Below are 26,709 nucleotides of genomic sequence, written 5' to 3' on the forward strand. Positions count from 1 at the left end.
CGGTGGTCACGGTCCGCCGGCGGGCGGACGGTCCTCTTCGGCCGGTGGCACGCGGTGTGCCGCCGGGCGGAGCGGACCACCGACGGGAAGAATGGCGTTCGTGAAGGGCAGAGGAGGCACCGCCGCAGGCACCTCTCCAGGCGCTCCGGGCGAAAGCGGCGGGCGGGCACCCCGGCGCCGGGTGGCTTCGGACAGGGCAACCACCTTCACGGCCATGGCCGTCGCCATCGCGATGATCTTCGTGGACCAGACGATCGTCAGCATCGCCGCTCCGAGCATCATCGAGGAGCTCGGCCTCTCCTCCTCCGGGATGCAGCGGGTGGTCAACGCCTACCTGCTGGCGCTCGCCGCGTTCTTCGCACTCGGCGGACGGCTCGCCGACATCTTCGGGCAGCGCCGGATGCTGGTGGCCGGCACGCTCGTCTTCGTCGCCTCGTCCGCATTGTGCGGCTCGGTGCCGACCGGGGAATTCGCCGAGAGCTGGCTCGTCCTCTTCCGTGCCACCCAGGGACTGGGCGCCGCGCTGGTCTTCCCCGCCGCGCTCGCCGTCGTCATCAGCGCCTTCCCGGTCGACGAACGCGGCCGGTGGCTGGCCCTGTTCTACGTGCTCGCCGGATCGCTGACCGCCCTCGGCCCGCTGCTCGGCGGGTGGCTGACCGCGTGGACCTGGCGGGCGATCTTCTGGGTCAATGTGCCCATCGCCGTTCTCTCACTCGTCCTCACCGCCGTCGCCCACGTCCCGAACGTCCGGCGGCCCGAACGTCTCGACCTGCTCGGCGCCGTACTCGTCGCTGTGGGCCTCGGGCTGAGCGTGCTCGGTCTCCAGCAGGCGTCCGCCTGGGGCTGGGCGTCCCCGGCGACCTGGGCGTGCATCATCGCCGGCCTGGTCCTCCTGGTGCTGTTCTGCCGGCACGAGCTGCGCACCGACGAACCGCTGGTCAAGCTGCGGGTCTTCCGTGACCGAGCGTTCACGGCCGATGTGCTGGTGCTGTTCTTCGCGATGGCCGCGTTCGTCCCGGTCATGTTCTTCGCGTCGGTGTACGCGCAGATCTGCCTGAGCGCCTCGCCCAACCAGGCCGGGTTCTACCTGCTGTACTTCTTCGCGGGTTTCGGGCTCTCGGCGCAGCTCGGCGGCCGGATCCTCGACAAACGGGGCGCCCGGCCCGCGATGATGCTCGGCAGCGTGGTCGGCTGCGTGGGCTTCGCCCTGTGGGCGGGGAAACTGACCGAGCCGGTGCCGCACGACCAGTGGCCCTACGCCGCGCTGGCCGGAGCCGGCATCGGCCTCCTGCTGTCCCCGGCGTCCACCAACGCCGCGAACCGGTCGATCGACGCCTCGTACGGTGAGGTCACGGGCATCACCCAGACCGTACGCAACTTCGCGGCCGCCGTCGGCATGGCCGTCTTCGGGACGGTCCTCGTCCACGTCACCACCAGCCGGGTCACGACGACACTGACCACCGCGGGCATGCCGCAGGCAGAGGCCCGGAGCGTGGCCCGCGAGGTCGCGGAAGCGATCACCGGCCACCCGGACGACCACCGGGCCATCGGCGGCGGGCCGGCGGGCGCGGTGCTGCGCGGCGCGGGCCAGGCCGTCCGTACCGACTTCGCCGAGGCCAACCAATGGGTCTTCTACGGCATGGCCCTCGCCATGGGTGCGGCTCTCCTGTGCACGTTCCTGCATCCGGGGACACGGGTGACGGGTAGGTCTGGAGAGGCTGATGAGACTGGTGAGAGTGCTGAGACGGACCGTCCACTCAGCGCCCGCTCGTCCGGGAAGACCGCCAGGCCTGGAGAGCGATGGTGGCGCCGGAGCCGATGATCCATACGACGGTGGGCCAGGCGGAGGTCCGCTCGAACAGCCCTTGGACCCCGGGGTCCGGCCGAAGGCCCGTCAGGACGGTGAAGACGAGGGTGGTCACACCGCACGCGACGCCGAGGGCGCCCCAGAGCGGCCGGTGTGCCCGCCGGATCAGACCGCCGAGCAGCAGGGCGCCCACGCCGCCGCTGAAGAAGCACGTACCGGCGGACAGGAGGTGGAGGGCAGGCCGGAGGTTGTAGGGGTTGAAGCCGCTCGACAGGAGTCCCAGACCGCTGAGAGCCAGGGCGCCGAACGCCAGATTCCGTACCCGGCCCGGTGACACGATCGCCGTGTTGAGCAGCGCCCCCGCGGTCAGGCACACCCCGCCGATGATCCAGGCGACGTTGGCATCCTCGTGCAGGGGCGAGCAGAAGCGGACCCCTCCGACGTGTCCGCACCGCGTGACGCCGAGCGCCGAGATGATCTCGTGCACCAGGTTCTGGTTCGTGGCGCGCGGAAGGACGATCAGGTTGTTCACGACGAACATCTGGACCAGGGACGCCCAGAGCAGGCCCCCGACCACGAGTCGCTTCGACGCCGTGATGGTAAGTTCGCGCATGTGAGGCCCGATCGCCGGAGAGTTCCCGTGGTCGGCGGATTCGAGTCGCGCCGCCCGGGTCTGCGGGTCTGCGTACGGCCGTCAGCCCGTCCGGTGACCGCTCCGCCCAGTGTGTCCTCTGACAGCCCGTCGGGGCGGCACCTCGCTCCGGCGAGTCCGCGCAGGGCTCCCGCACAGCCTGCTCCACGCCTGGGCCCAGGCCCAGGCCACGACAGGCCGATCCCGCTTGGACTACGAGTGGCTGACATGGGACTCGCTGATCTGGACGAAGACCTCCGCCGGCCGGCCTGGATCCTCTCCGCCGCCGACCAGGGGGAGGAAGGAGCGGCCCTGCACGCCGTCCGGGACGGGGAGGCCGGCCGCCTCCACGAGCGTGGGCATCAGGTCGACGGTGCTCACGGGGTGCCGGACCAGCCCGCCACCGGTGAATCCCGGGCCGGTCAGCGCGAGGGGGACGCGGACGGACGCGTCGTGGGTGGAGCGCTTGTACTCGTCGTTGCGGTTACGGAAGTGCGATCCGTGATCCGCGGTCCAGGCCAGGACGGTGGAGTCGGTGAGCCCGAGACTGTGCAGCGTGTCCCGCAGTCTGCCGACGCCTTCGTCCACACGCTTGATCTGCCCGAGGTATCCGCCGATGTGCCGGTGCGCTCCGCCCTGGGGCGCGGAGCCGTTGAGCGCTGCCAGGTCCGCGGGCATCCAACGTCCCTCGTAGCGCTCGCGGTAGCCCTCCGGCGCCGGACAGTCGTCGGTGGCGTTCTGGTGGTGGGGTTCCAGCAGCGACAGGAAGGGGAAGAACGGCCGGTCGTGGTGGTCCGCCACGAAGCGGATGGCGGCGTCGATCAGCGCGTCCGAGCGGAACCCGACGAGGCGCACCGCTTCGCTGTCCTCGTCGTACAGCACGGTCCGGTCTGCAGCGCGGCCCGGGCCGGTGCGCACACGGGCTGCGGAGTGAGGGCCTGCTCCACATGCGTACCCGCGCGGGCGATCCGGTCGAACTCGGGGGTGACATCGGCGGGATCGCCGTGGACCCCGGTGGTCTCCCAACGCCGCTGGTCCGTCAGCACGACGATGACGTTGGGGAATCGAGTGGGCAAGGCAGGCCCTTCGTCGGAGCGGGAGAGACACGGAGCCGTCGGGGGCAGCCCGCGACGGCGTCGCCCCATCCCTGTCCGGCCACGACTCCGGTTATCCCCCGGCCAAGGGTGTGGATGCCCAGTCGATCACAAGCGATCGTATCGATCGCTTCGGTTCCCTATGATGGTGCGTACCGGGTCGCAGCACCCGTACCGTCACGACCACAGGGGGACCCGCGTGAGACCGCATGTAGGCCAACGGCAGGCACAGGTGCGCGAGCTCGTAAGGGTGCGGGGCAGCGTGCGCGTGGCGGAGCTGGCGCAGGAACTCGGCATCTCCCCCGTGACGCTGCGGCGGGACATCGAGGCGATGGTGGACCGGGGCGAGATCCAGCGGATGCACGGGGTGATCAGCCGCGTGACGGCGAGCCGCCCCGCCTCCACCGCATCGGCGCCGGCTCCGGCGGGCGGCCGTGATGAGGGCCTGGTGATCGGAATGGTGGTGCCCACGACCGAGTACTACTACGCCGACGTCGTGCGCGGGGCACGTGAGGTGGTCGAGGCGCGGGGGGCGCGGCTCACCGTAGGGCTGACCCGGTACCTGCCCGGCGAGGACCGGACGCAGGCGGACCGGCTGCTGTCCACGGGAGCGGACGGGCTGCTGCTGACCCCGAACTGGAACGCCGGTTCACCCGGACCCGGTGAGGGGGCGTGGACGGCGGAACTCTCGGTACCGACCGTGCTGGTGGAGCGGTGGGCTCCGCCGGGGCACCCGGCCGCGGCCCTGGACCGGGTCGCCTCCGACCACGCGCACGGTGCGGCGCGGGCCGTGCAGCACCTGGCGGAGCTGGGCCACCGGCGGATCGCGCTGGCCAGCCGCGAGACACCGACCTCCGGGCGGCTGCGCGCCGGGTACGAGGCGGCCGTGGGCGCGCTCGGGCTGGAACCTGCGCCGCCGTGGCCCGCCGCCGGGCCGGGCCCGCTGCCGGAGGCGGAGGCGTTCGCGCGGACCCTGGACTACCTCTGCGACGCGGTGACGGAGGGCGGGGTGACCGCCGCCCTGATCCACAGCGACACGGACGCGATCATGCTGATCCCGCGGCTCCAGGCGCGGGGCGTGCGGGTGCCCGAGGACCTGGCGGTGATCACGTACGACGACGAGGTGGCCGGGCTGGCCGACGTACCGCTGACGGCCGTGGCCCCGGCCAAGCGCGAGGTGGGCGCCCGGGCGGCGGCGCTCCTCCTGGACCGGCTGTCGGCGAGCGGCCCGCAGGACGCTCCCCGCCAGCACCTGGAGCTGCTCCCCCGCCTGACCGTCCGTCCTTGAACGACCCCGGGCATCGGGCATCAGGGATCGGGCACCGGGGCCGGGCGAAGCCCCTGCTGAGCCTCGACACTGCGACTCTCTCTCCGTTTCAGCCAGAACACGGAAAGTCCTACCGCCGCGTCGAAATCTAGGTGACGATCGATATGAGCGTAAAGAGCAATCGCTCAATGCAATCGTCTCACTATCGGGCGGAGGCCGCGTAGCCTCCGCCCGAGTACCTGGGGGCCCCTGTGCGAGACCATGTCCGCGATCGACACGAACGCGCGATCAGCATCGTCCGCGACCACGGCAGCCTGCACATCTCCGACCTCGCCCGCCTGCTGGACGTCTCCATGGTCACCGTCCGCCGCGACGCGGAGGTCCTCGTCTCCGAGGGCCGGCTCGGGCGGGTGCACGGCTCGGTGGTGTGGCCGGGGACCGGCCGGCCGACACCCACCTCCGCGCGAGTCGCCCAGCGGGCCGGGGAGGGGACCGTGGTGGGGACCGTGGTGGGGATGGTCGTGCCGACCAGGCACTACTCGTTCTCCGAGATCGTTCAGGGCGCCCGCGCCGTCCTGGCCGTGCGCGGGGCGCGGCTCGTGCTGGCGCTCTCCGGCTACTTCGCCGATGAGGACCGCACCCAGATCCGGCGGCTCGTGGCGTCCGGGGCGCACGGCCTTCTGGTGACCCCCAGCTGGGAGGACGGAGCACTCGGTCCCGGGGAGGCGGACCCGGTCCTGGAGGCCTGCGTGCCCACCGTTCTGGTCGAGCGGTGGACCAGGACGGGCAGCCCGGTCGACGCCCTCGACCGGGTGCGTTCCGACTCGGCCTACGGGGCCGGCTCCGCCGTCCACCACCTGGCCTCCCTGGGCCACCGGCGCATCGCCCACGCACTCCAGAGCACCCCGCACGCACAGCAGTTGAAGACGGGTTTCGAGACCGCCCTGGCCACCCTCGGACTCCCCCCGGTGCCGGCTCCCGGCTTCGACCCGAGCGCGCCCGCCTCCGGGTCGAACCGCTACGACCTCACCCTGGAGTACCTGCGTGCCGGTGTGCGCGAACACGGGGTCACCGCCGCGCTGGTGCACACCGACGCCGACGCCGTCGTCCTCCTGCCACGGCTCCAGGCCCTGGGGATCCGCGTCCCCGAGGACCTCGCGCTGGTGGTCTACGACGACGAGGTGTCCGGGCTGTCGGAGCTGGCACTGACCGCCGTGGCCCCGCCCCGGCGCGCGGTGGGCGCGACGGCCGCCGGGTTGCTGCTCGACCGGCTCGAGGGCCGGGCCGCCGGGGAGGCGGGGCGCGCGCCCCGGCAGCACATCGACCTGCTGCCCCAGCTGCGGGTCCGGGACTCGTGCGGCGCCGCGCGCATACACATTTGACCGTTTGAACGAATCGATCCCTACGCGACTCTTGAGGATCATTTCGATCGCATGCTAGAAATCTGGTCAGCGGGACGCCCCCCTCCCCGCTCCCACCCGTGCCACCGGCTCAATGTCGAGCGGTCGCCTCCTGCTGCGCGCACCACCGCCCGCGGCCGCGGCATGCCGTCCGACGAGACGGTCACGCCCCGATCCTGGAGGCTCCATGTCCCTTCCATGGTCCCGCCGTTCCTTCCTGCACCTGTCCGGCAGCGCCGTCCTGCTCGGCTCGGTCACCTCGGCCGGAGTCCTCGCCTCGGCCGGCGGCGCTGGCGCCGCCGACGCGTACGACACCCTTCGCCTCAAGTGGCATGACACGGTGCTGGGCACCGGGTTCGACCCGGCGGCCGCCCCGTTCACGGAAAAGCTGGCGCTGCTGGGCACCCAGGCGGTCGAGGCCCGCTCGACCATGGCTCCCGTCAGCGGATCCCTCTGGCCCGATCTGCCCTTGACCGTCTCCAGCTCCATCACCAACAGCTACGGCCGGCTGGCCACCATGGCCCAGGCCTACGCCCAGCCCGGCACGGGGCTGACCGGCAGCACGGCGCTGGTGGACCAGATCAGGACCGGCCTGGACCACCTGTACAACCAGGCCTACAACCCCTCGAAGAGCCAGTTCGGCAACTGGTGGGACTTCCAGATCGGCTCCCCGCAGATCCTCCTGGACATCAGCGCGGTCCTCTACGACCAGCTTTCCGCCACCCAGGTCGCCAACCACCTCGCAGCCGTCGACAAGTTCGTCCCCGACTCCTCGGTCACGAGCTACACCGGCACCAGTACCGGCGCCAACCGGGTCGACCTGTGCCGCTCACTGGCCCTGCGCGGCATCCTCGGCAAGAACGACGCCAAGATCATGCTCGCCCGCAACGCCCTCTCCCCCGTCTTCCCCTTCGTCACCGGCGGGGACGGCTTCTACGCCGACGGGTCCTTCGTCCAACACGCGTACCTCGCCTACACCGGCTCCTACGGCGCGGTGCTCCTCGGCGGACTGGCCAGCCTCTTCTCCCTCCTCAGCGGTTCGCCCTGGGCGGTCGTCGACCCCAACCGGCAGATCGTCCTCGACTCGGTGGAGAAGTCCTTCGCCCCGTTCCTCTACAACGGCCTCATGATGGACGCGGTCTCCGGACGCGCGACCAGCAGGGGCAACCCGAGGACCAACTCGTACGGGTTCCAGGGCGGCGACCACGGCCGCGGCCACGGTGTCCTCGCCGCCATCGCCCTGCTGGGCACCGCCGCCAGCGGCGCGGAGAACCAGCGCTGGCGCGGCCTGGTGAAGGGCTGGGTCCAGCGGGACTACTACAGCCCCGTACTCACCGACACCGACTTGGGCGTCGCCGCACTGGCCCGCCTCAAGTCGGTACAGGACGACAACGCTGTCACGGCGATCGCCGAGCCGACGGGGCACGGGCTCTTCCCGAGCATGGACCGGGCCGTCCACCGCCGACCCGGCTGGGCGGCCTCCATCAGCATGGCCTCGAAGCGGATGGGCCTCTACGAGACGGGCAACGGGGAGAACCTGCACGGCTGGCACGCCGGGGCCGGGATGCTCCAGTGGTGGGGGGACACCTACGGCAACGGCCAGTACACCGACGCCTTCTGGCCCACCGTCGACCCGTACCGGCTGCCAGGGATCACCGTCTCGAAGAAGGCGCTCGCCGACGCCGAGGGCGGCGCCTGGGGTCTGCCCCGGCCGGACGTGAACTGGGTCGGCGGTGCCACGGACGGGGAGTACGCCGCCATCGGCCAGTTCGTCCGCGGGCTGTCGAGCACGCTGTACGCGAAGAAGTCCTGGTTCTGCCTGGCCGACTCGATCGTCTGCCTCGCGGGCGCCGTCCGGGGCACCGACGGCACCGCGGTCGAGACCGTCGTCGAGAACCGCAACCTCGGCGCCACGGGCACCCAGGCCCTCACCGTGGACGGCGTCGCCCAGTCGACCGCCCTCGGCTGGTCGGCCACGCTCACGGGCGCCGGCTGGGCGCAGATCGCGGGCCACGGCGGGTACGTGTTCCCCGGCGGAGCGACGGTCAAGGCGCTGCGCCAGGCCAGGACGGGTTCCTGGCACGACATCCACACCGGGGGCACCTCCGACCCGATCACCCGCCGCTACCTGACCCTCTGGTTCGACCACGGTGTGGACCCCGTCGATGCGGCCTGCGCCTACATCCTGATGCCGGGTGCCACCACCGCGACCACCTCCGCCCGGGCCGCCGTCGCCGGCTGGCTGACCGTCCTCGCCAACGACAACAACCAGCAGGGCATAGCGGTTTCCTCGCTCGGCGTCACCGCCGTCAACTTCTGGTTCGCCGGAACGGTCGGCACCCTCACCGCCGACCACCCCGCCTGTGTCCTGGTCCGGGAGCACGGCGACGGCACGGCCACCCTGTGCGTGTCGGACCCCATGTGGATGCAGGCCGCTCTCACCGTCACCTGGAACCGCCCGGTGGCCTCCGTGATCTCCCAGCCCGCCACGGTCGCGTCCGCGACCACCGGATCCGCCCTCACGCTCACCTTCGGGAACCTCACCGGGAAGGCGGGCGCGACCCAGGAGATCAAGGTCGTTCTCGGCTGACGGGACGACGTGGAGGCCGCCCGCGTCGGGCGGGCGGCCTCCACGTCCCGGTGATCGGGTTCAGCGGGCCACGAGGGAGCGGAGCAGCTCCGGATCCACCTGGGTCAGCCGTTCCAGGACCAGCCGTCCCTCCGCGGGTTCGACCGGCACCGTGGAGGGCACGACCAGTACCGCGCAGCCGGCCGCCTGGGCGGAGGCCGTACCCGTGGGGCTGTCCTCCACGGCCACGCAGGACCGGGGATCGACGCCCAGGGCCTTGGCCGCGGCGAGGTACGGCTCGGGATGCGGCTTGGTCCTCGGGGTCTCCCCGTCAGCCACCGTCACCGCGAACCGGTGCGCGCCGAGCCTCGCCAGGACCAGGTCCACGATCGGGCGGGGGGAAGCGGAGACCAGCCCGACCGGGACGCCGGCCGCGGCCAGCGCGTCGAGGAGCTCCAGAGCCCCCGGCATGGGCAGTGTGCCTTCGGCGACCCGCTCGTGGAATCGGGACAGGAGGTGCTCGCCGATCTCCGCGACCGTCTGCGCGCCGCCGCTGACGGTGTGCAGGTGGCCGGCCGTGTCCGCGACCGACCGTCCCACGACCTCGGGTACGTCGGCCTCGGTGAGGGTGTACCGCAGGGACGCGGCCACGGCTTCGGCCGCCTGCCACCACAGCGACTCGGAGTCGACCAGGGTCCCGTCCATGTCGAACAGCACCGCTCGCACGTCAGACCCCGGCCGGTGCGGGGTGGGCGGGGGTGGAGAAGGGCAGTCCGTCGAGCGTCCAGTGCGAGTCGGACGTACGGCCGAGGGCCGCGTACACCTGCGCGGCGACGTCCTCGAAGCGCAGCTTCCGGGCCGGAGGTCCGGTGCGGATGTCCGGGCCGCAGCAGGCCACCCAGGCAGTCCGTTCCTCCACGCTCCGGCCGCCGTGCCCGCCCGAGTCCCGGTGGCCGTGGTCGGTGACCACGATGACCGTCCAGGCTTCCCGGGCGTACCCGGGGCGGGCCCTGACCGTGTCGAGGAGGCGGCCGAGGCGTTCGTCGGCCCGCTCGACCGCCCGCAGGTAGGCGTCTCCACAGCCGAGCAGGTGTCCGGTCTCGTCGACCGAGCCGAGGTAGACGAAGGAGACCTCGGGGTCGTCGGTCTCCAGGACGTGGACGGCCTCCGCGGTGACCTGGTCGTCGCAGACCTGCCAGTCCTCACTGGTGTCCGCGCGCGGTGCGATGTACGAGGCCCGGCTGGGGGCGGCGAACAGCGGGCCGCCCTGGCGGGCGAGCAGCAGCGGCTCCCAGCCGGCGGCCACGAAGGTCTTGCGGCCGTCCTCCTGGGCGAGCCGGGTGGTGAAGTCCGGGAACACGTCGAGGCGGTGGCCCGCGAAGTGGTTGCCGTAGACGCCGTGCTTGGCGACGCCCACTCCGGTGACGACGGTGGCCCAGCAGGGGCCGGACATGGTCGGCGTGGCTTCGTCGATCTCGATCGGGCCGAGGAATCCGGCGGCGGCCACCGCATCGAGGTGCGGTGTGGACACGGTGGGCAGCACGTCGAGACGTACCCCGTCGATTCCGACGACGAGGACGTGGCGGCGGGGGTCTGCTGAGGTGGACAACGGTCGGGTTCCCGTCTTCGGTGGGTGGATGGAACTGGCCGGTCAGTGGGCGGGGTCGGCGAACTTCCGCGTGGCGGTGCGGGGTTGCTCCTCGAGTGCGGGGGCCGCACCGTGGCCCGTGAAGAAGCCTGATACGCCGGCCAGCCGGCTGCCGGGGCCGGTGAGCCGGATGTTCAGTTTGGTGACCTCCACGGGCTCGAACGCGTGGATGCGGCGTACGCCGACGGTCTGGCCCGAGGCGATGGTCCCGCCGTCCGCCAGGATCTCGTGCCCGGTGATGAACTGACCGTCCGCGAGCTCTTCGGTCAGCTCCAGGTGGTCGAGCACGACGGGCTTGGTGAACCGGGCCTCGACCCCGCCGTCCGGCCCGACGGCCAGCCGCGGGACGAACGGACGGGCGAAGCGCCGCTCCACTTCCGCGGTGAGATCGAGCAGGCGCGCACGGTCCGCGGGGTCGATACGACCCGTCCGGTCCGGCGGGACGTTCAGGAGCAGGCCGGCGCCGAGTCCGATCGAGCGGTACCAGATGGCGAGCAGGTGCTCGCGGCTCTTGAGGGTGTGCAGGTCGTCCGGCTGCCAGAACCAGTGCCGGCGGATGGGCACGTCGCATTCGGGCGGCAGGTAGCGGGCCCGGTCGAGAGCGGCCGCGCCGTCGTCGTAGATGCTGATTCCGGTGGAGTCGACGGTGTACCAGCAGGGGTCGGTCGCGAGGCCGTCCTCGTTGCCGATCCAGCGGATCGTCGGGGAGCCCATGTTGAACACCATGGCGTCCGGCTGGTGTTCGGTGATGACGGCCGTGACGGCGTCCCAGTCGTAGGTCCTGCCCTCGGATCCGGCACCGTCGAACCACAGTTCGTGGAGCGGGCCGTACTTCGTGCACAGTTCGGTGAGCTGTTCCAGGTAGAAGGCGTCGTAGGCTTCGGGGTCCTCGTAGCAGGCCGCGTTGCGGTCCCAGGGCGAGAGGTAGAGGCCCAGTCCGATGTCCGCTTCCCGGCAGGCGTCGGCGAGTTCGGCGACCACGTCGCCCCGGCCGTCGCGCCAGGGCGACGAGGCGACCGAGTAGGTGGAGGTGGCGGTCGGCCAGAGGCAGAATCCGTCGTGGTGCTTGGCGGTGAGGACCACGTACCTGGCCCCGGCCTCGACCGCGGTCCGCACCCATTGCCGGGCGTCGAGGCCGGACGGGTCGAAGGTGGCCGGGTCCAGCCTGCCGTCGCTCCACTCGCGGCCGTTGAAGGTGTTGACGCCGAAGTGCAGGAAGATCCCGAACCCGTCTCGCTGCCAAGCGAGTTGTGCGGGTGTGGGGTGGGTGGTCATATCGTGTTTCCTCCGGGAGACGGTACGGAGCCGGCCCGTACACCCCCACGGCTACGGGCCGGCTCCTGGTGGGGACTGCGGGCTGTCAGGCGGCTCGCATCCACACGGCGGTACCTCCTGGCAGCAGTCCCCTCTCGGTGAGCGGTCCGCTGGCCAGGAGGAGGCTGGTGTGGCGGGGCAGTTCGACGGCCTCGGCTCCGAGGTTGACCAGGCAGGTGAAGCCGGAGCCGCGGGTGAAGGCGAGAGCCGCGTCCGGGGCCGGGAGCCAGGCGAACTCCCCGGACACCAGGTCGGGTTCGCTTCGGCGCAGGCCCAGGGCCGAGCGGTACAGCTCCAGCGTGGACGCCGGGTCGCCCTGCTGGGCGGTGGCACTGAGCCCGGCCCAGTCCGAGGGCTGCGGAAGCCAGGGGGGAGTCGCCGCGCCCTCGGGGCTGAAGCCGTACGGGGCCCTGTGCCCGGACCAGGGCAGCGGCACCCGGCAGCCGTCCCGGCCCCGGTCGGTGAATCCGGAGCGCGGCCACCTCGGGTCCTGGAGCAGTTCCGCCGGGATGTCCTCGACCTCGGCCAGCCCGAGTTCCTCGCCCTGGTAGACGTAGGTGCAGCCGGGCAGGGCAAGGGTCAGCAGTGCCGCGGCACGCGCGCGCCGCCGGCCGAGACCGAGGTCGACGGGTACGCCCTCGGTGACCGGGTCCCAGCTGTGCCGGGTGTCGGCGCGCCCGTAGCGGGTGACGTGGCGGATGACGTCGTGGTTGGAGAGCACCCAGGTCGGGATCGCGCCGACCGGGTCGTGGTCCGCGAAGGTGCGGTCGATGACCGTGCGCAGCGCCGCGGCGTCCCAGGCGGTACCGAGGAAGGGGAAGTTGAAAGCGGTGTGCAGCTCGTCGGGGCGCAGGTAGGCGCGGAACCGGTCCCGGTCCTCGAGCCAGATCTCTCCGACGAAAACCCGGTCGCCCCCGTAGGAGTCGGCGACGGCCCGCCAGGAGCGGAAGACCTCGTGGACGGCTTCCTGGTCGGCCCACGGGCTGTCGTTCGCGTCGCGCGCCGGGTAGTCGCGCAGCTCCGGCAGGCCGGGGGCCTTCGCGAGGTGGTCGGCGACGTCGATGCGGAAGCCGTCGACTCCGCGGTCCAGCCAGAACCGCAGGACGTCCTCGAACTCGGCGCGGACTTCGGGATGGTCCCAGTCGAAGTCGGGCTGTTCGGGGGCGAAGAGGTGCAGGTACCACTCGCCGTCGGGGACCCTGGTCCAGGCGGGACCGCCGAAGTGGGACTCCCAGTCGTTGGGCGGGAGTTCGCCGGCCGCCCCGCGACCGGGGCGGAAGTGGAAGCGGGTCCGCTGCGGTGATCCGGGTCCGGTGGCCATGGCCTCGGCGAACCAGGGGTGCCGGTCGGAGCAGTGGTTGGGGACGATGTCGATGATGACGCGCAGGGCCAGGGCGTGGGCTTCGGCGATCAGTTGCTCGGCCTCGGCGAGGGTACCGAACAGCGGGTCGATGCCGCGGTAGTCGGCCACGTCGTAGCCACCGTCGGCCATCGGGGAGGTGTACCAGGGGCTGATCCAGAGGGCGTCGACGCCGAGTTCGGCCAGGTAGGGCAGCCGGGCCCGGATACCGGCCAGGTCACCGACTCCGTCGCCGTTCCCGTCGGCGAAGCTGCGGGGGTAGATCTGGTAGACGACCGCACCGCGCAGCCAGTCCTTGCCCTTCATCTATTTCACCGCCCCGGCGGTCAGTCCCGAACGCCAGAAGCGCTGCAGGCAGAGGAAGGCGATCACGAGCGGGATCACCGCGATCAGGGAGCCCGTGATGGCCAGGGAGTACATCTCGGGGCTCTCGGTGGTCGAGATGTTCCACATGTGGAGGCCGAGGTTGACGGGGTACAGGTTCTTGTCGTTGAGCATGACCAGCGCGCCGTAGAAGTTGTTCCAGCTCGCGGTGAAGGAGAACAGGAACAGTGTCATGAATCCAGGGGCGAGCATCGGCAGCGCGATCTTGCGGAAGGTGCGTATCTCGCCGGCGCCGTCGACCCTGGCCGCCTCGATGACCTCGTAGGGGACGTAGCCCTCGGAGAAGACGCGGGCGAGGTAGACGCCGAACGGGTTGACGAGCGAGGGGATGAGCAGGGCCCAGTAGGTGTTGGTGAGACCGGCCTTGGAGGCCAACAGGTACATGGGCAGTGTCAGAACCGCTCCGGGTACCAGGACCCCGGCGAGGACCACGCCGAAGAGCTTCTCCTTGCCCGCGAAGGCGTACTTGTCGAAGGCGTATCCGGCCGCGACCGAGATGAGCGAGGAGATCGCGGAACCGACGACGGCGTAGATGACCGTGTTGAGCAGCCAGCGTCCGTAGATGCCGTCGTTGTGGGTGAAGACCTCGTGGATGTTGGAGAGGAGGTTGAATTCCCCGAAGCTGAATCCGCCCGTGGCGAAGAGGTCCCGGCGGTTCTTCGTGGCGGCGATCAACAGCCAGCTGATGGGCATCAGTGTGTAGAGCGCCAGCATGATCAGTACGGCGTTGACGGCGGTCTTGGAAGCCCAGGCGCGCGGGGCGCGGGGCCGGCTCGGCGTCGTGGGGACGGGGGGCGTCCCGGTGCTCCGCTCGGTGGTGCGGGAGGTGAGGGTTTGCGTGCTCATGATTCCTGCCACCGCTTCCCGATCCGGGTGACCACGAAGGACAGTGCTCCGGCGACGAGGGCCAGCAGCAGCGACGCGGCGGCCGCGCCCGCGTAGTCCTGGTCGATGAACGCCTTGCTGACGATGTACATGGTGGGCGACCAGTCGTTGCCGAGGGCCTGTGCCTTGTCGGAGAGGAGCCGCGGCTCGGTGAAGAGCTGGATCGCGCCGACGCAGGTGAACAGGACGGTCATGACGACGGAGGACCGGATGATCGGCACCTTGATGCCGACGGCGATCCGCCAGGCGCCCGCTCCGTCCACGGTCGCGGCCTCGATGACCTCACGGGGCACCGCCTGGAGCGCCGCGAAGAAGATCACCATGTTGTAGCCGATCCACTGCCAGACGGCGATGTTGACCATCGACGAAAGGGAGTTGGCGGGTGAGAAGAAGTTCCAGCTGCCGCCCGCGCCGTCGATCCATTCGATCACCGGGCTCAGTCCGGGCGTGTAGAGGTAGATCCAGATGATCGCGGCGATCAGTCCCGGCACGGCGTGCGGCAGGAAGAAGGCGAGCTGGAAGAAGCGCTTGGCCCGGGCATGGGCCGAGTCGACCAGCAGGGCCAGGCCCAGCGCACCGCCGATCATCACCGGGATGTACAGCACGCAGTACGTGGCGACGTGCAGGAAAGAGGTCCGGAACTCCGGATCGGCCAGCACTGCCGAGTAGTTCGCCAGGCCCGCGAAGGTCCGTTCGACACCGCCGAACCCGAGACCCGAGGACCGTTCCCGGAACACGCTCATCCATCCCGCGTAGACGACCGGGGCCACCATGACGAGGGCGAACAGGACGAAGAACGGGACGAGGAACAGGGCCACGGCGCCGCGCTGGTTGCGGCGCAGCGTGTTTCCGGCGCGTGCCGGAGCGATGGGGGGTGATGCCACGGGAGGCTCCTTGGCGGTGCGGGTGGTTCAGTCTTCCGGCTTCCGGGAAGGGGTGGCCGCAAGGGTTCGCCGGCCACCCCCGCCGGGTCACTTGGCGAGCTTGAGCCCGCGGCTCTCGATCGCCGTCTGGGCTGACCCCTGAGCCTTCACCAGGCCACTGGCCAGGCCGTTCTTGGCCGCCTCGTCCTTGAAGTCGGCGTTGACCTTGCCCCAGACCGGGCCCCAGGTCCAGCCGGGGACGATCGTGTCGATCTGCTCACCGGTCAGCTTGTAGAAGTCCTGACCGCCGAAGTAGGAGGTGTCGAAGGCCTTCGCCGCCACCGCGGCCATCTCCCGGTTCGCGGGCAGTGAGGTGCTCGGGTTCTTCAGGGCGCTGATCCGGGCCGTCATCGCGGCCGGGTCAGTGGTCACCCACTTGACGAACTCGGCAGCGGCCTTGGTGTGCTTGCTGCCCTTGGTCACGGCGAAGCTCGTGCCACCGAACATGCCGCTGGCCGGGGTGCCCCAGTGGGGGATGGGGGCGACGCCCCACTTTCCCTTGAGGTCCGGCATGGTGGAGATCATTCCGCCCCCGCTCCAGGCGGCGCCCACGACACTGGCGGACGTGCCGTCGGCCTTGGACTTGTTCTCCTCCGGGGTGCCGGAGCCGTAGTTGAACACCAGGTCGTCCTTGAGCATCCCCTGCCAGAAGGCGGCGACCTTCTGCGAGGGCGCGTCGTTGATCTCGGGCTTCCAGGCGCCGTCCTTGATCTGGAACCACTTCGCTCCGGCCTGCCAGGAGAGCGTGGCCTCCAGCGGCGTGTCGGTCGGGAAGTTGCCTATGCGCGCCTTGGGGTCGGCCGCCTTGATCTTCTCGGCGGCAGCACGGTATTCGTCCCACGTCGTCGGCACGGACACGCCGTACTTCTCGAAGAGGTCCTTGCGGTAGAAGTACACCTGCGGCGTGGCGTCGAAGGGGACCGACCAGGTCTTGCCGCCGAAGGTCACCAGGTCCTGGATGCCGGCCGGGAAGCTCTTCTTCACCAGCTCGCCCGAGGAGGCGGTGAGGTCCTCCAGGTAACCCTGGCTCGCGAACTCCGGGACCATCGCGTACTCGATGGTCGTCACGTCCGGCGCGCCACCCGCCTTGATCGCGTTGCTGATCTTGCTGTAGCCGTCGGCGCCGCCCGGGATCTGGGAGAACTGGACCTGGATGTCGGTGTGCGTCCTGTTGAACTCCGCGGCCGCGGCCTCGGCACCGGTGGTCCAGGTCCAGTACGTGATCGTCACGGGCTTGCCGTCGTCCTTCGCGGCCGACGAGGTGGTGGAGCCGGAACCGCAGGCGGAGGTCAGCAGGGCAAGGGACACCGCTGCGGCCACCGCGCCGTAGACACGCAAGGACTGAGCCTTCATCTGTACTGCTCCTTGACGAGTGGGCTGAACGACTTGAATCATTCGCCCACGCATCTTGAACGTCAAGACCATGTGAACTATTGATCAAAACGATCAGGTCGGCAGTGGCCGAATGCCCTTTTAGTCACGGCCCTTGCCGCGGTAGAGGTCCAGTTCGCCCTCGAGTTCGACGGCCAGGACGGTTGCGTACGCGTCCACCAGACCGTCTGCCGGAGCGTCGATCCACAGCACGCCCGGTACGTCGCCGAGCCCGCCCGTGACCCGGTGCCCGAGCTCGCTGCCGCGCCCCAGGACACTCACCCGCTTCACCGGGGTGCGCAGGCCCCGCAGCGATACGGTCTCGTGCGGGATCCCGAAGCACACCAGGTACAGGGTCCGGCCGTCCGCCGACAGGGTGCTCGGACCGTAGTGGTGACCGGCCGGCAGACCCGCCGCCGTCCCGTACACGGCCTCCTCGTGGCGGGCGATCCAGTCGCCGAGGCCGAGCAGCCGGTCGGCCTGCTCCGACGGGATCGTTCCGTCCTCCTTCGGGCCCACGTCCAGCAGCAGGTTGCCGCCCATGCCGATCGTCTCGGTGAACAACCGCACCAGCTGGCCCACCGACTTGTGGTTGCCGTCGGCATGCTGGTAGCCCCACGAGTCGTTGATCGTCAGGCACAGCTCCCACGGGCCGTCCGGGGCCTCCACCGGCAGACCCTGCTCCGGCGTCGCGTAGTCGCCGTACGAGAGCATCCGGGCGTTCAGGATCGTCCCGGGGCTCAGGGAGCGGATCTGCTCGGCCAGCTCCCGCATCCGCCACTGCTCCTCGCTGCGTTCCCACTCCCCGTCGAACCACAGGAGGTCCGGACGGTGGGCGTCGACGAGCTCCCGCACCTGCGCGTCGCGGTAGTCCAGGTAGCGCTGCCAGGCGACCGGGTCCTCGGCCCCCTCGCGGGGCGCGACGAGGGGGTTGGTGCGGACGTCCTCGTTGGGCGGGTCGGTGTGCACGATGCTGGCGTAGTCGGGGTGGTTCCAGTCGGAGTGGGAGTAGTACAGGCCGACCTTGAGCCCCTGTTCGCGAAGCGCCTCGGTGTAGCCGGTGAGCAGGTCCCGGCCCGCGGGAGTGCGCTTGACGACCGTCAGATCGGACTCGGCGGAGTCCCAGAGGGAGACTCCGTCGTGGTGGCGTGCGGTGAGCACGGCGTACCGAGCGCCCGCCTTCGCGATCAGGTCGGCCCACGCCTTCGGGTCGTAGCCGGAGGCGGTGAAACCGTCCAGCTGCTTCATGTACTGCGCGTGCGAGACCTGGCCGCCGTAGAACGACCAGGACTCCGCCACACCGTCGACGGCGTAGATCCCCCAGTGGATGAAGATCCCCAGCTTGGCCTCGGTGAACCACTTCTGCATCGCCATGCGGCACGCTCCTCGTCGATTGCCGAGGTGGTGCAGAATGTGCACCGCCCCTCTCCATTGACGTCAACGCTACGATTTCTAAGGCGCAGTTCGTATGGCCAGGCTCACCGTCGCTGGTAGATTTTCACCGTGATCACGATCCATCTGAACGAGCCGCCGAGGGTCGCCCTCGTCGGTGTCGGTGTGCACGGGACGGACTCCACGACGCGGGAGGTGTTCCGGCTCCCGGACCTGTGGCAGCTACATCTGTACGGGTATGCCGGGGAGTTGGTCCTGGACGGAACCGCATACGCCATCCGCCCGGGTCATGTCAGCCTGGTGCCGCCGGACACCCCGGTGGAGTTCCGGTACCGGGGCAGGTCCGAGCACCTCTTCGCCCACCTGTGGCTGCCACGGTCCGGAGAGTCCAGCCGGGTGCCCGTGATGCAGGACGCGGGAGCACAGGCCTCAGCACTGTCCGAACTGCTTCGCAACGCCATCTCGGCCGCACCCGACTCACCGGCCCGGGCGTCCGCCGAGGTCTGGGCGGCGCTCTGGCGGGTGGCCCAGCTGCCGCCGCCGGTTCACCGAGGTGCCCCGCACCCGGCCGTCACCCTGGCCGTCGCGCACATCGAGGCACACCTCGCCCGGCCCCTGGCCGTACCGGACGTCGCGCGGGCCGCCCGGGTCTCCCACAATCAGCTGACGCGGCTCTTCCGCGCGGAGACGGGCGACACCGTCGTCTCCTACATCCGGCGACGACGCCTGCACCGGGCCCGACACCTGCTGCGCGAGTCGACCCTCTCCATCCCGGCGGTCGCCGCGTCGGTGGGCATCGCCGACCTGCAGGCCTTCAACAAGGCCTGCAGACGCGAACTGGGCGCCTCCCCCCGAGCCGTCCGTGCGGGCGGCGAGGTCGGCGCCGGCCGGGGAAGCGCGCCGGCCGCGCGTGCGTGAGGGAGAGCCGGTCGAGGACCACCTGCGGCCAATACACCTAGGCCGTGCGGTCCAGTTCCTCGCGGCGGACCCCGTGCAGGAAGGGCAGGCCGGCGGCGTAGCGGGCGATCTCCTCGATCGCCGAACCGGCCATCCGGTGGAGTTCGTTGCCCAGCGAACCCGCGATGTGCGGGGTGAGCAGCACGTTGGGCAGGTCGTACAGGGGTGAGTCGGCCGGGAGGACCTCCGGCTCGGTGACGTCGATGACCGCCTGCAGCCGGCCGGAGGCCACCTCGTCGGTGAGTGCGGCCGAATCGACCAGAGACCCGCGGGCCGTGTTGATCAGGGTTGAGCCGTCCCGCAGCAGCGCCAGCCGTCGGCGATCGATCATCGAAGCCGTCTCGGGCAGGGCCGGCGCGTGCAGGCTGACCACGTCGGAGATCCGGCAGAGTTCGTCGAGGCCCACACTGCGGACGCCGAGCACCCTCGCCTGATCCGAGGTCAGATAGGGGTCGTGCACGACGAGTTCGAGATCGTACGGGCGCAGCAGCTCGATCACCCGCCGGCCGATCCGGGAGGCGCCGACGATGCCGACGGTCCTGCCGTAGTTGCCCGCATGCCCGTACCGCAGGTGCCATGCGTGCCCACCGCCCCGGACGCTGCGGTACTCCTCGCGGAGTTGCAACACCCGCTTGTTGGAGAGCAGCACCATGGCGACGGTGTACTCGGCCACGGGGAGGGAGTTGGCCAGGGCCGCGGAGGAAACGGTGATGCCACGCTCCCAGCAGGCGTCGCTGACGAGGCTCTTGACGGATCCCGCGGCGTGGACGACCGCCCTGAGGCGGGGTGCGGACGAGAGCACGCCGATGTCGATCGAGGGGGCTCCCCAGAAGGTGAGCAGGATCTCCGCCTCGGCCAGGGCCGTCGCCACCTCGGGTCTGGCGAAGTCGTCGGCGACGATCTCCAGGTCGAGCTCGGCCACCGCGTGGAGCCGGCGGGCGATGGCCTCGTTCAGGAGGCGGGGAACAAGCTCGGGGGCCATCGCGAGCAGGGCCCGCGGGCGGCGAACTGACATCTGGGGTGCTCCTTGCGGCTGAGTGAGGCCACGCCGACTTTATGAAGTCACGATCCGATCGTCAAGATCTATCAATCGATTAGCTCTATTCGATCAAAACGCTCACTCGGGCTCTTCGAGCACGCGGGGATCGCCTCAGCTCATCGGCCGTCGTCAGGAACGTCGCCCCGGATGTCCTGTGAAGTCCAGATGGTCTTCCCCGTAGCCGTGTAGCGGGTACCCCACTGCTCGGTCATCTGCGCCACGATGAACAGGCCTCTTCCGCCCTCGTCGTCTCCGGCGGCATGGCGCAGGTGTGGCGAGGTGTGACCGCTGTCGGACACCTCGCAGATGAGGGTCTGGTCACGGAGCAGGCGCAGTTGGATGGGTCCGGACGGGGCGTGCCGGATGGCGTTGGTGACGAGTTCGCTGACCACGAGTTCGGTGGTTCCGGCGAGGTCGTCCAGACCCCAGGCACGAACCTGGTGCGCGGCCTCCGCCCTCGCCCAGCGAACGCTCTGGGGGTCGTTGGTCAGCTGCCACTCGGCTACTTGATGCCGGCCGAGGATCTGGGTACGGACCAGGAGCAGTGCCGCGTCGTCGTCGGCGGGGTTCGGCAGCATGGCTTGGATCACCTTGTCGCACAGGTCGTCCAGTTGCCCGGTCGGCTGGGTCAGCACCTTGCCAAGGAGATCCAGTTGCTCATCGGGATCGAGATCACGGCGTTGTATGAGGCCATCGGTGAACAGGGCGAGCAGGCTGCCCGGGGGAAGGGTGAGTTCTTTGGATTCGAACGGGAGACTGCCGACACCGAGCGGTGGCGCGGAGGGAAGGTCGGGGAAGGTCACGGTGCCGCTGTCGGGGTCGACGATCGCCGGCAAGGGATGTCCGGCCCTGGCCATGGTGCAGGTTCCGGACACCGGGTCGTACACGGCGTAGAGGCAGGTGACACCGACCGCCTCGTCCTCCGAGGGTTCGTCGCTCTCGATGCTCGTCCGTACGCCGGAACCCTGGGAGATCAGGTCGTCGAGACGGGTGAGGATCTCCTCGGGAGGGAGGTCCATCTGTGCGAGTACGCGCACGCTGGTGCGCAATCGTCCCATGGTGGCAGCCGCTCGGAGGCCGTGCCCGACCACGTCGCCCACGACCAGCCCAACCCGTGCACCGGACAGGGCGATGACGTCGAACCAGTCGCCGCCCACGCCGGCCCGGCTGTCGGCGGGCAGGTAGCGGAAGGCGAGCTCCACGGCGGAAGGTCGTGGCAGCACCCGAGGCAGAAGGCTCCGCTGCAGCAGGAGGGCCACGGCGTGTTCGTCCGCGTAGCGGCGGGCGTTGTCCACGCATGTCGCCAGCCGGGTCACGAGTTCGTTGGCCACTGCCCGTTCGCCGGCGTGGAACGGTGTGGTGCGGTGCTTCCACGTGAAGGTCACGCTGCCCAGGACGGCGCCATCGGCACGGAGCGGGATGACCAATTGTTCGGGTTCACGAGCCCGGAGTGCGGTCGCCGGGGCTTGGCCGTCGGCAACGGCGGGAGCGGATGCGGTGGGAGCGGATGCGGTGGGGTGTTCCGGGTGTTCGTCAGGGGGCCAAAGCCGCGATGTGCGGGTGTCGGACACGTCAACGAAGCCGGTCTGGCTTCCATTGAGCACGTTCCGTGCCAGGTCCACCGTCACGGTATCGGCGAACCCAGGGGTGACCGCGTCGGCGAATTCGCGGGCCGTGCGGCCCATGTCGAGCGTTGTGCCCACGCTCCTGGCCGCACGCACCAGGAGGTCCAGGTGTTGCTGTGCGTAGAACCGCTCGGTGATGTCGACCGCCTCCTCGCACACCCCCAGGGGTGATCCGGGCGAGGCCTCCAGCCGATAGTAGGAGCACGACCAGACGTGGTCGTGGTTCGGGTCGGAGGGCGGGCGCCCCCGGTAGTACAGATCCAGTACCGGCTCGCCGGTGGCAAGGACCCGGCTCATTACCTCCTCCAGCGAGTCCGGCATGTCAGGAGTGAGGATCACGCCGTCAGTGACCATGTCGTCGGGGCCGACGCCTATGTAGTCAGCGTCCTTGTAGAGTGCGGCGTTCGCCCATACGACGCGCAGCGAGGCGTCGTAGATCGCCAGCGGAGTGGGCGAATGCGTGGCCAGCCCGCGCAGCATCGACTGCAGTGCGTTCCACTTCTCGGCCTCGTCCGCGTCGGCCATCGCGAGCAGCCGTGTCGCGCTCTCGGCCCGATCGGACGGGATGACCAGGACGGTGACCGCAATCCGCGCGTTCCCTCCGTCCCGGCGACGCAGCCGAAGGACGCGTTGAGGGCCGGGTCCCAGCTCGGGCGCCACAGCCTCGGTCGAAAGGTCGGTGATTTCCCTACCGAGCATGTCGGATGCCTGGTATCCGAGCAGCTTCGTCGCCGCCGGGCTCCAGATGAGCACTCGGCCGTCACTGTCGAGCAGCGCCGTGGCCGCTCGGGACACATCGAGGGGGTTGTCCAGCATACCGAGGGCGGGGATCTCAGTCACGATGGCCTCCCCATAGGTGCGGATGGCTGCCCATGCGGTCCACGGCCGGACGCGCAGGCCTCACTCCGCGCGCACGTCTCACCCTCGCCTCGTCGCGCCCAGTGCTGGAGCCTTTCCTGCACGGAACGCCGCTGTTCACCGCGTCATGGGCGAGTCAAAAGGCACCCGCGCGGCCACTTGGTCGCAAGGTCTGGCCTTTCTCTCGGTCACCCTGCACAGTGTGCCTCTTCTTGTGCGGCCACCGCATCCGGAGGTCATCGGAGCCGTGGACGCCGCGGTGGGCGGTCGCGTCGCGGACACGGCCGTCTCGAGCCGGCCGGGGGGGCGGCGAGCCTTCGATTCCTCTGCACCGGGTGATTCCGTCAGCCGCTCCCCGTCCCAGCAGGCGCCGCCTTACGCCCGGGGCGACCTCGCGGGTGGGTGCGGTGGCCAAGGGCGAGGTGGTGCTCTCAACAAGGCTGGGGTTGGCTGAGGTGTTGACGCCAAGTCAAATCCGGGCGGCTGTACGTATGGTGACGGCCGCTCTGCTGAATCACCGTCCCGAAGGCCGCAGTCCGGGGCGCGCGCCGTGACGCGGAGCCGCGGTTGTCCGGTCATGGGGCGGAGGTGTCGGGGACGGGTTGGTAGACGATGAGTTGTTGGCCCGGGGCGGCGCGGACGTCGAAGGATTGGTACGTCACGGTCAGGGGGCCTGCCGACGGGTGGTTCAGGCGCTTGGTGTCCTGGGTTTTGCCCAGGACCTCGTGGGTGGTCCAGAGGCGGGCGAAGTCCGGGCTGTGGACGGTGAGGGTGCGGACCAGGGACCGCAGGCGCGGGGCGTCCGGTGTGATGCCGGAGGTCTGCCGCAGGTGGGCCGCGGTGGCCCGGGCCGTGGAGTTCCAGTCGGTGTAGAAGTCCCGGCCCGCGGGGTCGAGGAAGACCATGCGCGCCAGGTTGTCGGCCGGCGCGAACGGTGAATGCAGGGCCTCGGCCGGGGGGTTGGCCGCCAGGATGTCCAGGGTGGCGTTGATGACGAACGCCGGGTCGTCCGCGAAGCCGTCCAGGAGTCGGCGGAGGGCCGGACTTATCCCGGCGGTGGCCGGCTGGTCGGCCGTGGGGGTGCCGGCCAGGCGGTGCAGGTGGGCGCGGGTGTCGGGGCCCAGGCGCAGAGCCCGGCCGAGGGCGTCGAGGACCTGGGGCGAAGGATGGCGTTCGCGGCCCTGCTCCAGCCGGGCGTAGTAGTCCGCGTTCACCCCGGCCAGGTCGGCGACCTCCTCGCGGCGCAGGCCGGCGACCCTGCGTACGCCGTGGCTCACCAGGCCGACGTCCCGCGGTCCCAGGGCCGCCCTGCGCGCGCGGAGGAACTCTCCGAGGAGACTGCCGGGCACGGGAACGGTCGCGGGCGTGGGCACGGTCACGGTCACGGGCGCGGTCGCGGTCGCGGGTACTGACACGGTCATGGGCACAGGCTAGGGGGTCGGTGAGGTGTGCTGCCTGGGTGTACCACGTCCTGGTTGGCCGGCCGCCGCCTGCACAGACTCGGTCGGGCGGAGTCATCCGCTTCGAACGAGGAGTAGGACGGTAGGACGGGTATGAGGAACGCAGTCAAGGTCGTGGTCATCACCGGGGCCAGCAGCGGGATCGGGGAGGCGACGGCCCGGCGGCTCGCTGCCGACGGCCACCGGCTGTTCCTGGGCGCACGGCGGACCGACCGGCTCGACGCGCTGAGCCGGGAAATCACCGAGGCGGGTGGCACCGCCGCCTTCCAGCGGCTGGACGTCACCGACGCCGTCGATGTACGGGCCTTCGTGACCTCCGCCCGGGAGCGGTACGGGCGGGTGGACGTGATGGTCAACAACGCCGGGGTGATGCCGCTCTCTCCGCTGGCCGCGCTCAAGCTCGACGAGTGGGACCGGATGATCGACGTGAACGTGCGAGGTGTGCTGCACGGGATCGCCGCCGCCCTGCCCGTGATGCGCGCCCAGGGCGCCGGCCACTTCGTGAACGTCGCCTCCGTCGGCGCGTACGAGGTGTCGCCCACCGCGGCCGTCTACTGCGCCACCAAGTTCGCCGTACGCGCCATATCCGAAGGGCTGCGCCAGGAGTCGGACGGCACCGTCCGGGTCACTCTGGTCTCTCCCGGCGTGACCGAGTCCGAGCTGGCCGATGGGATCTCCGATCCGGCCGCGAGGGAGGCCATGAAGGCCTATCGCGCCGTGGCACTGCCCGCGTCGGCCGTCGCCGACGCCATCGCCCATGCCGTCGCCCAGCCGGCCGGGGTCGACATCAACGAGATCGTCGTACGTCCTGCCGCGAGTGCCCAGTGACCGCCGGGATGTACGGGCCTGGGCACGGGCACGAGGACCTGCTGCACCGCTTGCGGGTCCTGGAGGACAAGGAAGCGCTGCGGCGGCTCATGATCCGCGGTTGGCGGGCGCTGGACCGCAAGGACTGGAAGGCCTGGATCGACTGCTGGGCCGAGGACGCGGTGCTGGAGTTCGGACCCTGGGGCGAGATCCGCGGGAGGGAGGCTGTCCGGGCGAAGGTGGAGGAGGCGGAGGCGCACTTCCCGAGCATGCAGCACCACATTCTGAACATGGACTTCCAGGTGGAGGGGGACCGGGCGACAGGCGTCGGGTACATGTGGTTCGTGGCCGTCACGCGGAGCGAGCCGAGCTCTTCGACCTACTCCATGGGCGGTCCGTACGACTGGGACTTCCGCCGGGCCCCGGAGGGCGGCTGGCTCCTGGTCCGCCAGAGGCTCGGCGTCTGGTGGACCGACGGGGAGGAGACGCCGGAGGGCCTCGCCCGGCCGGGCGGCCGGTGACGCACCCGCGTTCCCCGACCGTCGAGTCCCGTCGCCCCGCTCCCACCGCGGTCGGCCCCGGGTGGTTGCCCACTCATTCCGTACACCCTCCTCAGGGGGCGGTGTGCGGTGCGAACCCCTGAGCCGCGGGGTCAGCCGGCCCGGTCGTCACCGTCCGGGTGTCCGCAAGATGCGTGTCGCCGGGGCTCGGCGGAGCATGGCCGTGAGCCCTGCCCGACCCGCGGCGATCCGCTCGCAGCACGTTGCCGGCACCTCCAGGAACGGATGGGACACGATGCAGACCCAGAGGTACGAGCTGGTCTTCGAGGACGGTCCCGAGGAGGGGCAGGACATCGTGGTGGTCTCCGTGACCGAACAGGAGGGTCCGGGCGGCCACCCCGTGTACGCCGACGAGACCGGCATCGTCAGGGCCGAGATCAGCGACCGCGGCGAGGTCCGCGTGCTGCCCAGCGGTGGTGGCCAGGAACCGGCGCAACGGGTGCGGGCGCGGGCCCTGCCGTCCTGACGCCGTCGACGTGGTCGGCCCTAGGCGGGGCGGCCCGCGAGGGAAGCGCCGAAGCCGTAGTACGTGCTGAGTTCCGAGCGGTAGTCCGCGTTGCCGAGGTGCTTGTCCCGGTCGAACTCCGGAGCCTCCTCGATCTCCCCCTTGGTGAGGTCGAGGAGGATCCGCCGGGTCTCCTCGTCCACCTTCGTGATCGCGCGAACCGGGAGAAGGACCTCCTTCCCGAAGATCCACGGTCCGGTGTCGACCACCAGGTAGGCGGAGCCGATCTCATCGGAGTGCTTGTCCACTTTGCCGATGGATCCTTCGGCCGCTTCGACCCTGTAGCCGGTCAGGTCCATACCCGGCCGGTAGCCCGAGGTCTGCTGGTAGGACCACACATTGCCGTTCACGAAATGTAACTCCCTCACGGTGAGACACACGATCCACTACTGGCCGACTGCCCCCTGTAGCCACTCGGAAACCAAGGGAGACGGGGATCGTCGGCATGAATCCCAGGCGACGTGACCGTTTACCGTCGGGCAGACGGGTCAGAAGGGGACATGGCAAGACGTTTCCTAGCGCACAGGGAGTGATCTGCAGTGTCTGGTGAGCAGAAGAACAAGGCCAAGACCGAGCAGGCCAAGGGCAAGATCAAGGAGATCGCGGGCCGTGCGGTCGGCAACGAGCGCATGGAGGCCGCGGGGAGCAGGCGAAGGGCGACGCCCGCGAGGCCAAGGAGAAGGTCAAGGACATCTTCAAGCACTGACCGCCCGTTCGCTTCGATGGGGCGGGGCCGGACCGTTCGACGGTCCGGCCCCGCCCCACGGGCGTTTCCTGAGTACGGGCCGCGGGCCGCGTCGGCCTTGCGGGCCCGGCCCACGCACCGGCCCGCCCCACTTTCTGCCCCGCCTCG

General features: G+C 70.4%; 23 protein-coding genes and 1 pseudogene. 9 read left to right on the plus strand and 15 right to left on the minus strand.

The window, feature by feature from the left end:
- The first annotated feature begins 91 nt into the window (after positions 1-91).
- Entirely contained in the window at positions 92-1,822 is a 1,731-nt protein-coding gene (locus OG389_RS03120) for an MFS transporter (protein ID WP_443059200.1), read from the plus strand.
- On the opposite strand, the gene OG389_RS03125 is transcribed toward OG389_RS03120, so the two are convergent.
- From OG389_RS03125 to OG389_RS03135, 3 genes are all read right to left on the minus strand, one after another.
- A complete protein-coding gene (locus tag OG389_RS03125) occupies positions 1,758-2,420 on the minus strand; it encodes a hypothetical protein (protein WP_328296904.1) in 663 nt (220 codons plus the stop codon). The two genes, OG389_RS03120 and OG389_RS03125, sit on opposite strands and share 65 nt — an antisense overlap.
- Positions 2,421-2,651: 231 nt before the next feature.
- Positions 2,652-3,320, minus strand: a complete 669-nt coding sequence (locus OG389_RS03130) for a sulfatase-like hydrolase/transferase (RefSeq protein WP_328296905.1) — start codon at positions 3,318-3,320, stop codon at positions 2,652-2,654.
- The gene (locus OG389_RS03135; RefSeq protein WP_328296906.1) at positions 3,260-3,583 is read right to left on the minus strand and encodes a sulfatase-like hydrolase/transferase; all 324 of its coding nucleotides are present in this window, start codon (positions 3,581-3,583) and stop codon (positions 3,260-3,262) included. The genes OG389_RS03130 and OG389_RS03135 overlap by 61 nt, the downstream gene beginning before the upstream one ends.
- A gap of 148 nt (positions 3,584-3,731) precedes the next feature.
- On the opposite strand from OG389_RS03135, the gene OG389_RS03140 reads away from it, so the two are divergent.
- The 3 genes from OG389_RS03140 (at position 3,732) to OG389_RS03150 (ending at position 8,789) form a co-directional block, all read left to right on the plus strand.
- Positions 3,732-4,820 carry a substrate-binding domain-containing protein gene (locus OG389_RS03140; protein WP_328296907.1) on the plus strand — a complete coding sequence of 363 codons (1,089 nt, stop codon included), beginning with the start codon at positions 3,732-3,734 and terminating at the stop codon, positions 4,818-4,820.
- A gap of 230 nt (positions 4,821-5,050) precedes the next feature.
- Positions 5,051-6,181 carry a substrate-binding domain-containing protein gene (locus OG389_RS03145; protein WP_328296908.1) on the plus strand — a complete coding sequence of 377 codons (1,131 nt, stop codon included), beginning with the start codon at positions 5,051-5,053 and terminating at the stop codon, positions 6,179-6,181.
- Between the two features lie 205 nt (positions 6,182-6,386).
- Positions 6,387-8,789, plus strand: coding sequence for a polysaccharide lyase 8 family protein (locus OG389_RS03150; RefSeq protein ID WP_328296909.1), 2,403 nt, complete (start codon positions 6,387-6,389; stop codon positions 8,787-8,789).
- Positions 8,790-8,849: 60 nt separating this feature from the next.
- Here the strand turns inward: OG389_RS03150 and OG389_RS03155 are convergent, their stop codons facing one another.
- From OG389_RS03155 to OG389_RS03190, 8 genes are all read right to left on the minus strand, one after another.
- Positions 8,850-9,494 (minus strand): HAD family hydrolase, encoded by a 645-nt coding sequence (locus OG389_RS03155; RefSeq protein WP_328296910.1) that lies wholly within the window; start codon positions 9,492-9,494, stop codon positions 8,850-8,852.
- 1 nt (position 9,495) lies between these two features.
- Entirely contained in the window at positions 9,496-10,377 is an 882-nt protein-coding gene (locus OG389_RS03160) for an alkaline phosphatase family protein (protein ID WP_328296912.1), read from the minus strand.
- Between the two features lie 42 nt (positions 10,378-10,419).
- Entirely contained in the window at positions 10,420-11,691 is a 1,272-nt protein-coding gene (locus tag OG389_RS03165) for an alpha-L-fucosidase (protein ID WP_328296913.1), read from the minus strand.
- 85 nt (positions 11,692-11,776) lie between these two features.
- Positions 11,777-13,396 (minus strand): glycoside hydrolase family 13 protein, encoded by a 1,620-nt coding sequence (locus tag OG389_RS03170; protein ID WP_328296914.1) that lies wholly within the window; start codon positions 13,394-13,396, stop codon positions 11,777-11,779.
- Positions 13,397-14,320 (minus strand): carbohydrate ABC transporter permease, encoded by a 924-nt coding sequence (locus OG389_RS03175; protein ID WP_443059201.1) that lies wholly within the window; start codon positions 14,318-14,320, stop codon positions 13,397-13,399.
- Positions 14,317-15,132 (minus strand): carbohydrate ABC transporter permease, encoded by an 816-nt coding sequence (locus OG389_RS03180; RefSeq protein ID WP_443059411.1) that lies wholly within the window; start codon positions 15,130-15,132, stop codon positions 14,317-14,319. Before OG389_RS03180 ends, OG389_RS03175 begins: the two co-directional genes overlap by 4 nt.
- A gap of 198 nt (positions 15,133-15,330) precedes the next feature.
- Entirely contained in the window at positions 15,331-16,635 is a 1,305-nt protein-coding gene (locus tag OG389_RS03185; RefSeq protein ID WP_328296915.1) for an ABC transporter substrate-binding protein, read from the minus strand.
- A gap of 120 nt (positions 16,636-16,755) precedes the next feature.
- Positions 16,756-18,027, minus strand: coding sequence for an alpha-L-fucosidase (locus OG389_RS03190; protein WP_328296916.1), 1,272 nt, complete (start codon positions 18,025-18,027; stop codon positions 16,756-16,758).
- Positions 18,028-18,159: 132 nt separating this feature from the next.
- Here OG389_RS03190 and OG389_RS03195 point away from each other — a divergent pair, with 132 nt between their 5' ends.
- Entirely contained in the window at positions 18,160-18,963 is an 804-nt protein-coding gene (locus OG389_RS03195; RefSeq protein WP_328303479.1) for an AraC family transcriptional regulator, read from the plus strand.
- 37 nt (positions 18,964-19,000) lie between these two features.
- Here OG389_RS03195 and OG389_RS03200 read toward each other — a convergent pair whose 3' ends face one another.
- The 3 genes from OG389_RS03200 to OG389_RS03210 form a co-directional block, all read right to left on the minus strand.
- The gene (locus tag OG389_RS03200) at positions 19,001-20,017 is read right to left on the minus strand and encodes a hydroxyacid dehydrogenase (protein WP_328296917.1); all 1,017 of its coding nucleotides are present in this window, start codon (positions 20,015-20,017) and stop codon (positions 19,001-19,003) included.
- Positions 20,018-20,157: 140 nt separating this feature from the next.
- Complete coding sequence (locus OG389_RS03205; protein WP_328296918.1) at positions 20,158-22,506, minus strand: SpoIIE family protein phosphatase; 2,349 nt, start codon at positions 22,504-22,506, stop codon at positions 20,158-20,160.
- Between the two features lie 593 nt (positions 22,507-23,099).
- A complete protein-coding gene (locus tag OG389_RS03210) occupies positions 23,100-23,873 on the minus strand; it encodes a helix-turn-helix transcriptional regulator (RefSeq protein ID WP_328303481.1) in 774 nt (257 codons plus the stop codon).
- Positions 23,874-24,077: 204 nt separating this feature from the next.
- On the opposite strand from OG389_RS03210, the gene OG389_RS03215 reads away from it, so the two are divergent.
- From OG389_RS03215 to OG389_RS03225, 3 genes are all read left to right on the plus strand, one after another.
- The gene (locus OG389_RS03215) at positions 24,078-24,812 is read left to right on the plus strand and encodes an SDR family oxidoreductase (protein ID WP_328296919.1); all 735 of its coding nucleotides are present in this window, start codon (positions 24,078-24,080) and stop codon (positions 24,810-24,812) included.
- Positions 24,813-24,820: 8 nt separating this feature from the next.
- Positions 24,821-25,312, plus strand: coding sequence for a nuclear transport factor 2 family protein (locus OG389_RS03220; protein ID WP_328296920.1), 492 nt, complete (start codon positions 24,821-24,823; stop codon positions 25,310-25,312).
- A gap of 274 nt (positions 25,313-25,586) precedes the next feature.
- The gene (locus tag OG389_RS03225) at positions 25,587-25,817 is read left to right on the plus strand and encodes a DUF6296 family protein (RefSeq protein WP_328296921.1); all 231 of its coding nucleotides are present in this window, start codon (positions 25,587-25,589) and stop codon (positions 25,815-25,817) included.
- Between the two features lie 20 nt (positions 25,818-25,837).
- Here the strand turns inward: OG389_RS03225 and OG389_RS03230 are convergent, their stop codons facing one another.
- A complete protein-coding gene (locus OG389_RS03230; protein ID WP_328296922.1) occupies positions 25,838-26,206 on the minus strand; it encodes a PRC-barrel domain-containing protein in 369 nt (122 codons plus the stop codon).
- A 189-nt stretch (positions 26,207-26,395) separates the two neighbouring features.
- Between OG389_RS03230 and OG389_RS03235 the strand changes: the two are divergent.
- Positions 26,396-26,562: pseudogene (locus OG389_RS03235) on the plus strand (CsbD family protein).
- Positions 26,563-26,709 lie beyond the last annotated feature (147 nt).

Source organism: Streptomyces sp. NBC_00435, from assembly GCF_036014235.1.
Classification (GTDB): Bacteria; Actinomycetota; Actinomycetes; order Streptomycetales; family Streptomycetaceae; genus Streptomyces.

What these genes read in the sequence shown, in the direction of transcription:
- OG389_RS03120 (WP_443059200.1), top strand. Translation starts at nt 92, where the DNA reads ATGGCGTTCGTGAAGGGCAGAGGAGGCACCGCCGCAGGCACCTCTCCA.
- OG389_RS03125 (WP_328296904.1), bottom strand. Translation starts at nt 2,420, where the DNA reads ATGCGCGAACTTACCATCACGGCGTCGAAGCGACTCGTGGTCGGGGGC.
- OG389_RS03135 (WP_328296906.1), bottom strand. Translation starts at nt 3,583, where the DNA reads ATGGGGCGACGCCGTCGCGGGCTGCCCCCGACGGCTCCGTGTCTCTCC.
- OG389_RS03150 (WP_328296909.1), top strand. Translation starts at nt 6,387, where the DNA reads ATGTCCCTTCCATGGTCCCGCCGTTCCTTCCTGCACCTGTCCGGCAGC.
- OG389_RS03165 (WP_328296913.1), bottom strand. Translation starts at nt 11,691, where the DNA reads ATGACCACCCACCCCACACCCGCACAACTCGCTTGGCAGCGAGACGGG.
- OG389_RS03170 (WP_328296914.1), bottom strand. Translation starts at nt 13,396, where the DNA reads ATGAAGGGCAAGGACTGGCTGCGCGGTGCGGTCGTCTACCAGATCTAC.
- OG389_RS03175 (WP_443059201.1), bottom strand. Translation starts at nt 14,320, where the DNA reads ATGAGCACGCAAACCCTCACCTCCCGCACCACCGAGCGGAGCACCGGG.
- OG389_RS03180 (WP_443059411.1), bottom strand. Translation starts at nt 15,132, where the DNA reads ATGGTGGCCCCGGTCGTCTACGCGGGATGGATGAGCGTGTTCCGGGAA.
- OG389_RS03185 (WP_328296915.1), bottom strand. Translation starts at nt 16,635, where the DNA reads ATGAAGGCTCAGTCCTTGCGTGTCTACGGCGCGGTGGCCGCAGCGGTG.
- OG389_RS03190 (WP_328296916.1), bottom strand. Translation starts at nt 18,027, where the DNA reads ATGGCGATGCAGAAGTGGTTCACCGAGGCCAAGCTGGGGATCTTCATC.
- OG389_RS03200 (WP_328296917.1), bottom strand. Translation starts at nt 20,017, where the DNA reads ATGTCAGTTCGCCGCCCGCGGGCCCTGCTCGCGATGGCCCCCGAGCTT.
- OG389_RS03215 (WP_328296919.1), top strand. Translation starts at nt 24,078, where the DNA reads ATGAGGAACGCAGTCAAGGTCGTGGTCATCACCGGGGCCAGCAGCGGG.
- OG389_RS03220 (WP_328296920.1), top strand. Translation starts at nt 24,821, where the DNA reads ATGTACGGGCCTGGGCACGGGCACGAGGACCTGCTGCACCGCTTGCGG.
- OG389_RS03225 (WP_328296921.1), top strand. Translation starts at nt 25,587, where the DNA reads ATGCAGACCCAGAGGTACGAGCTGGTCTTCGAGGACGGTCCCGAGGAG.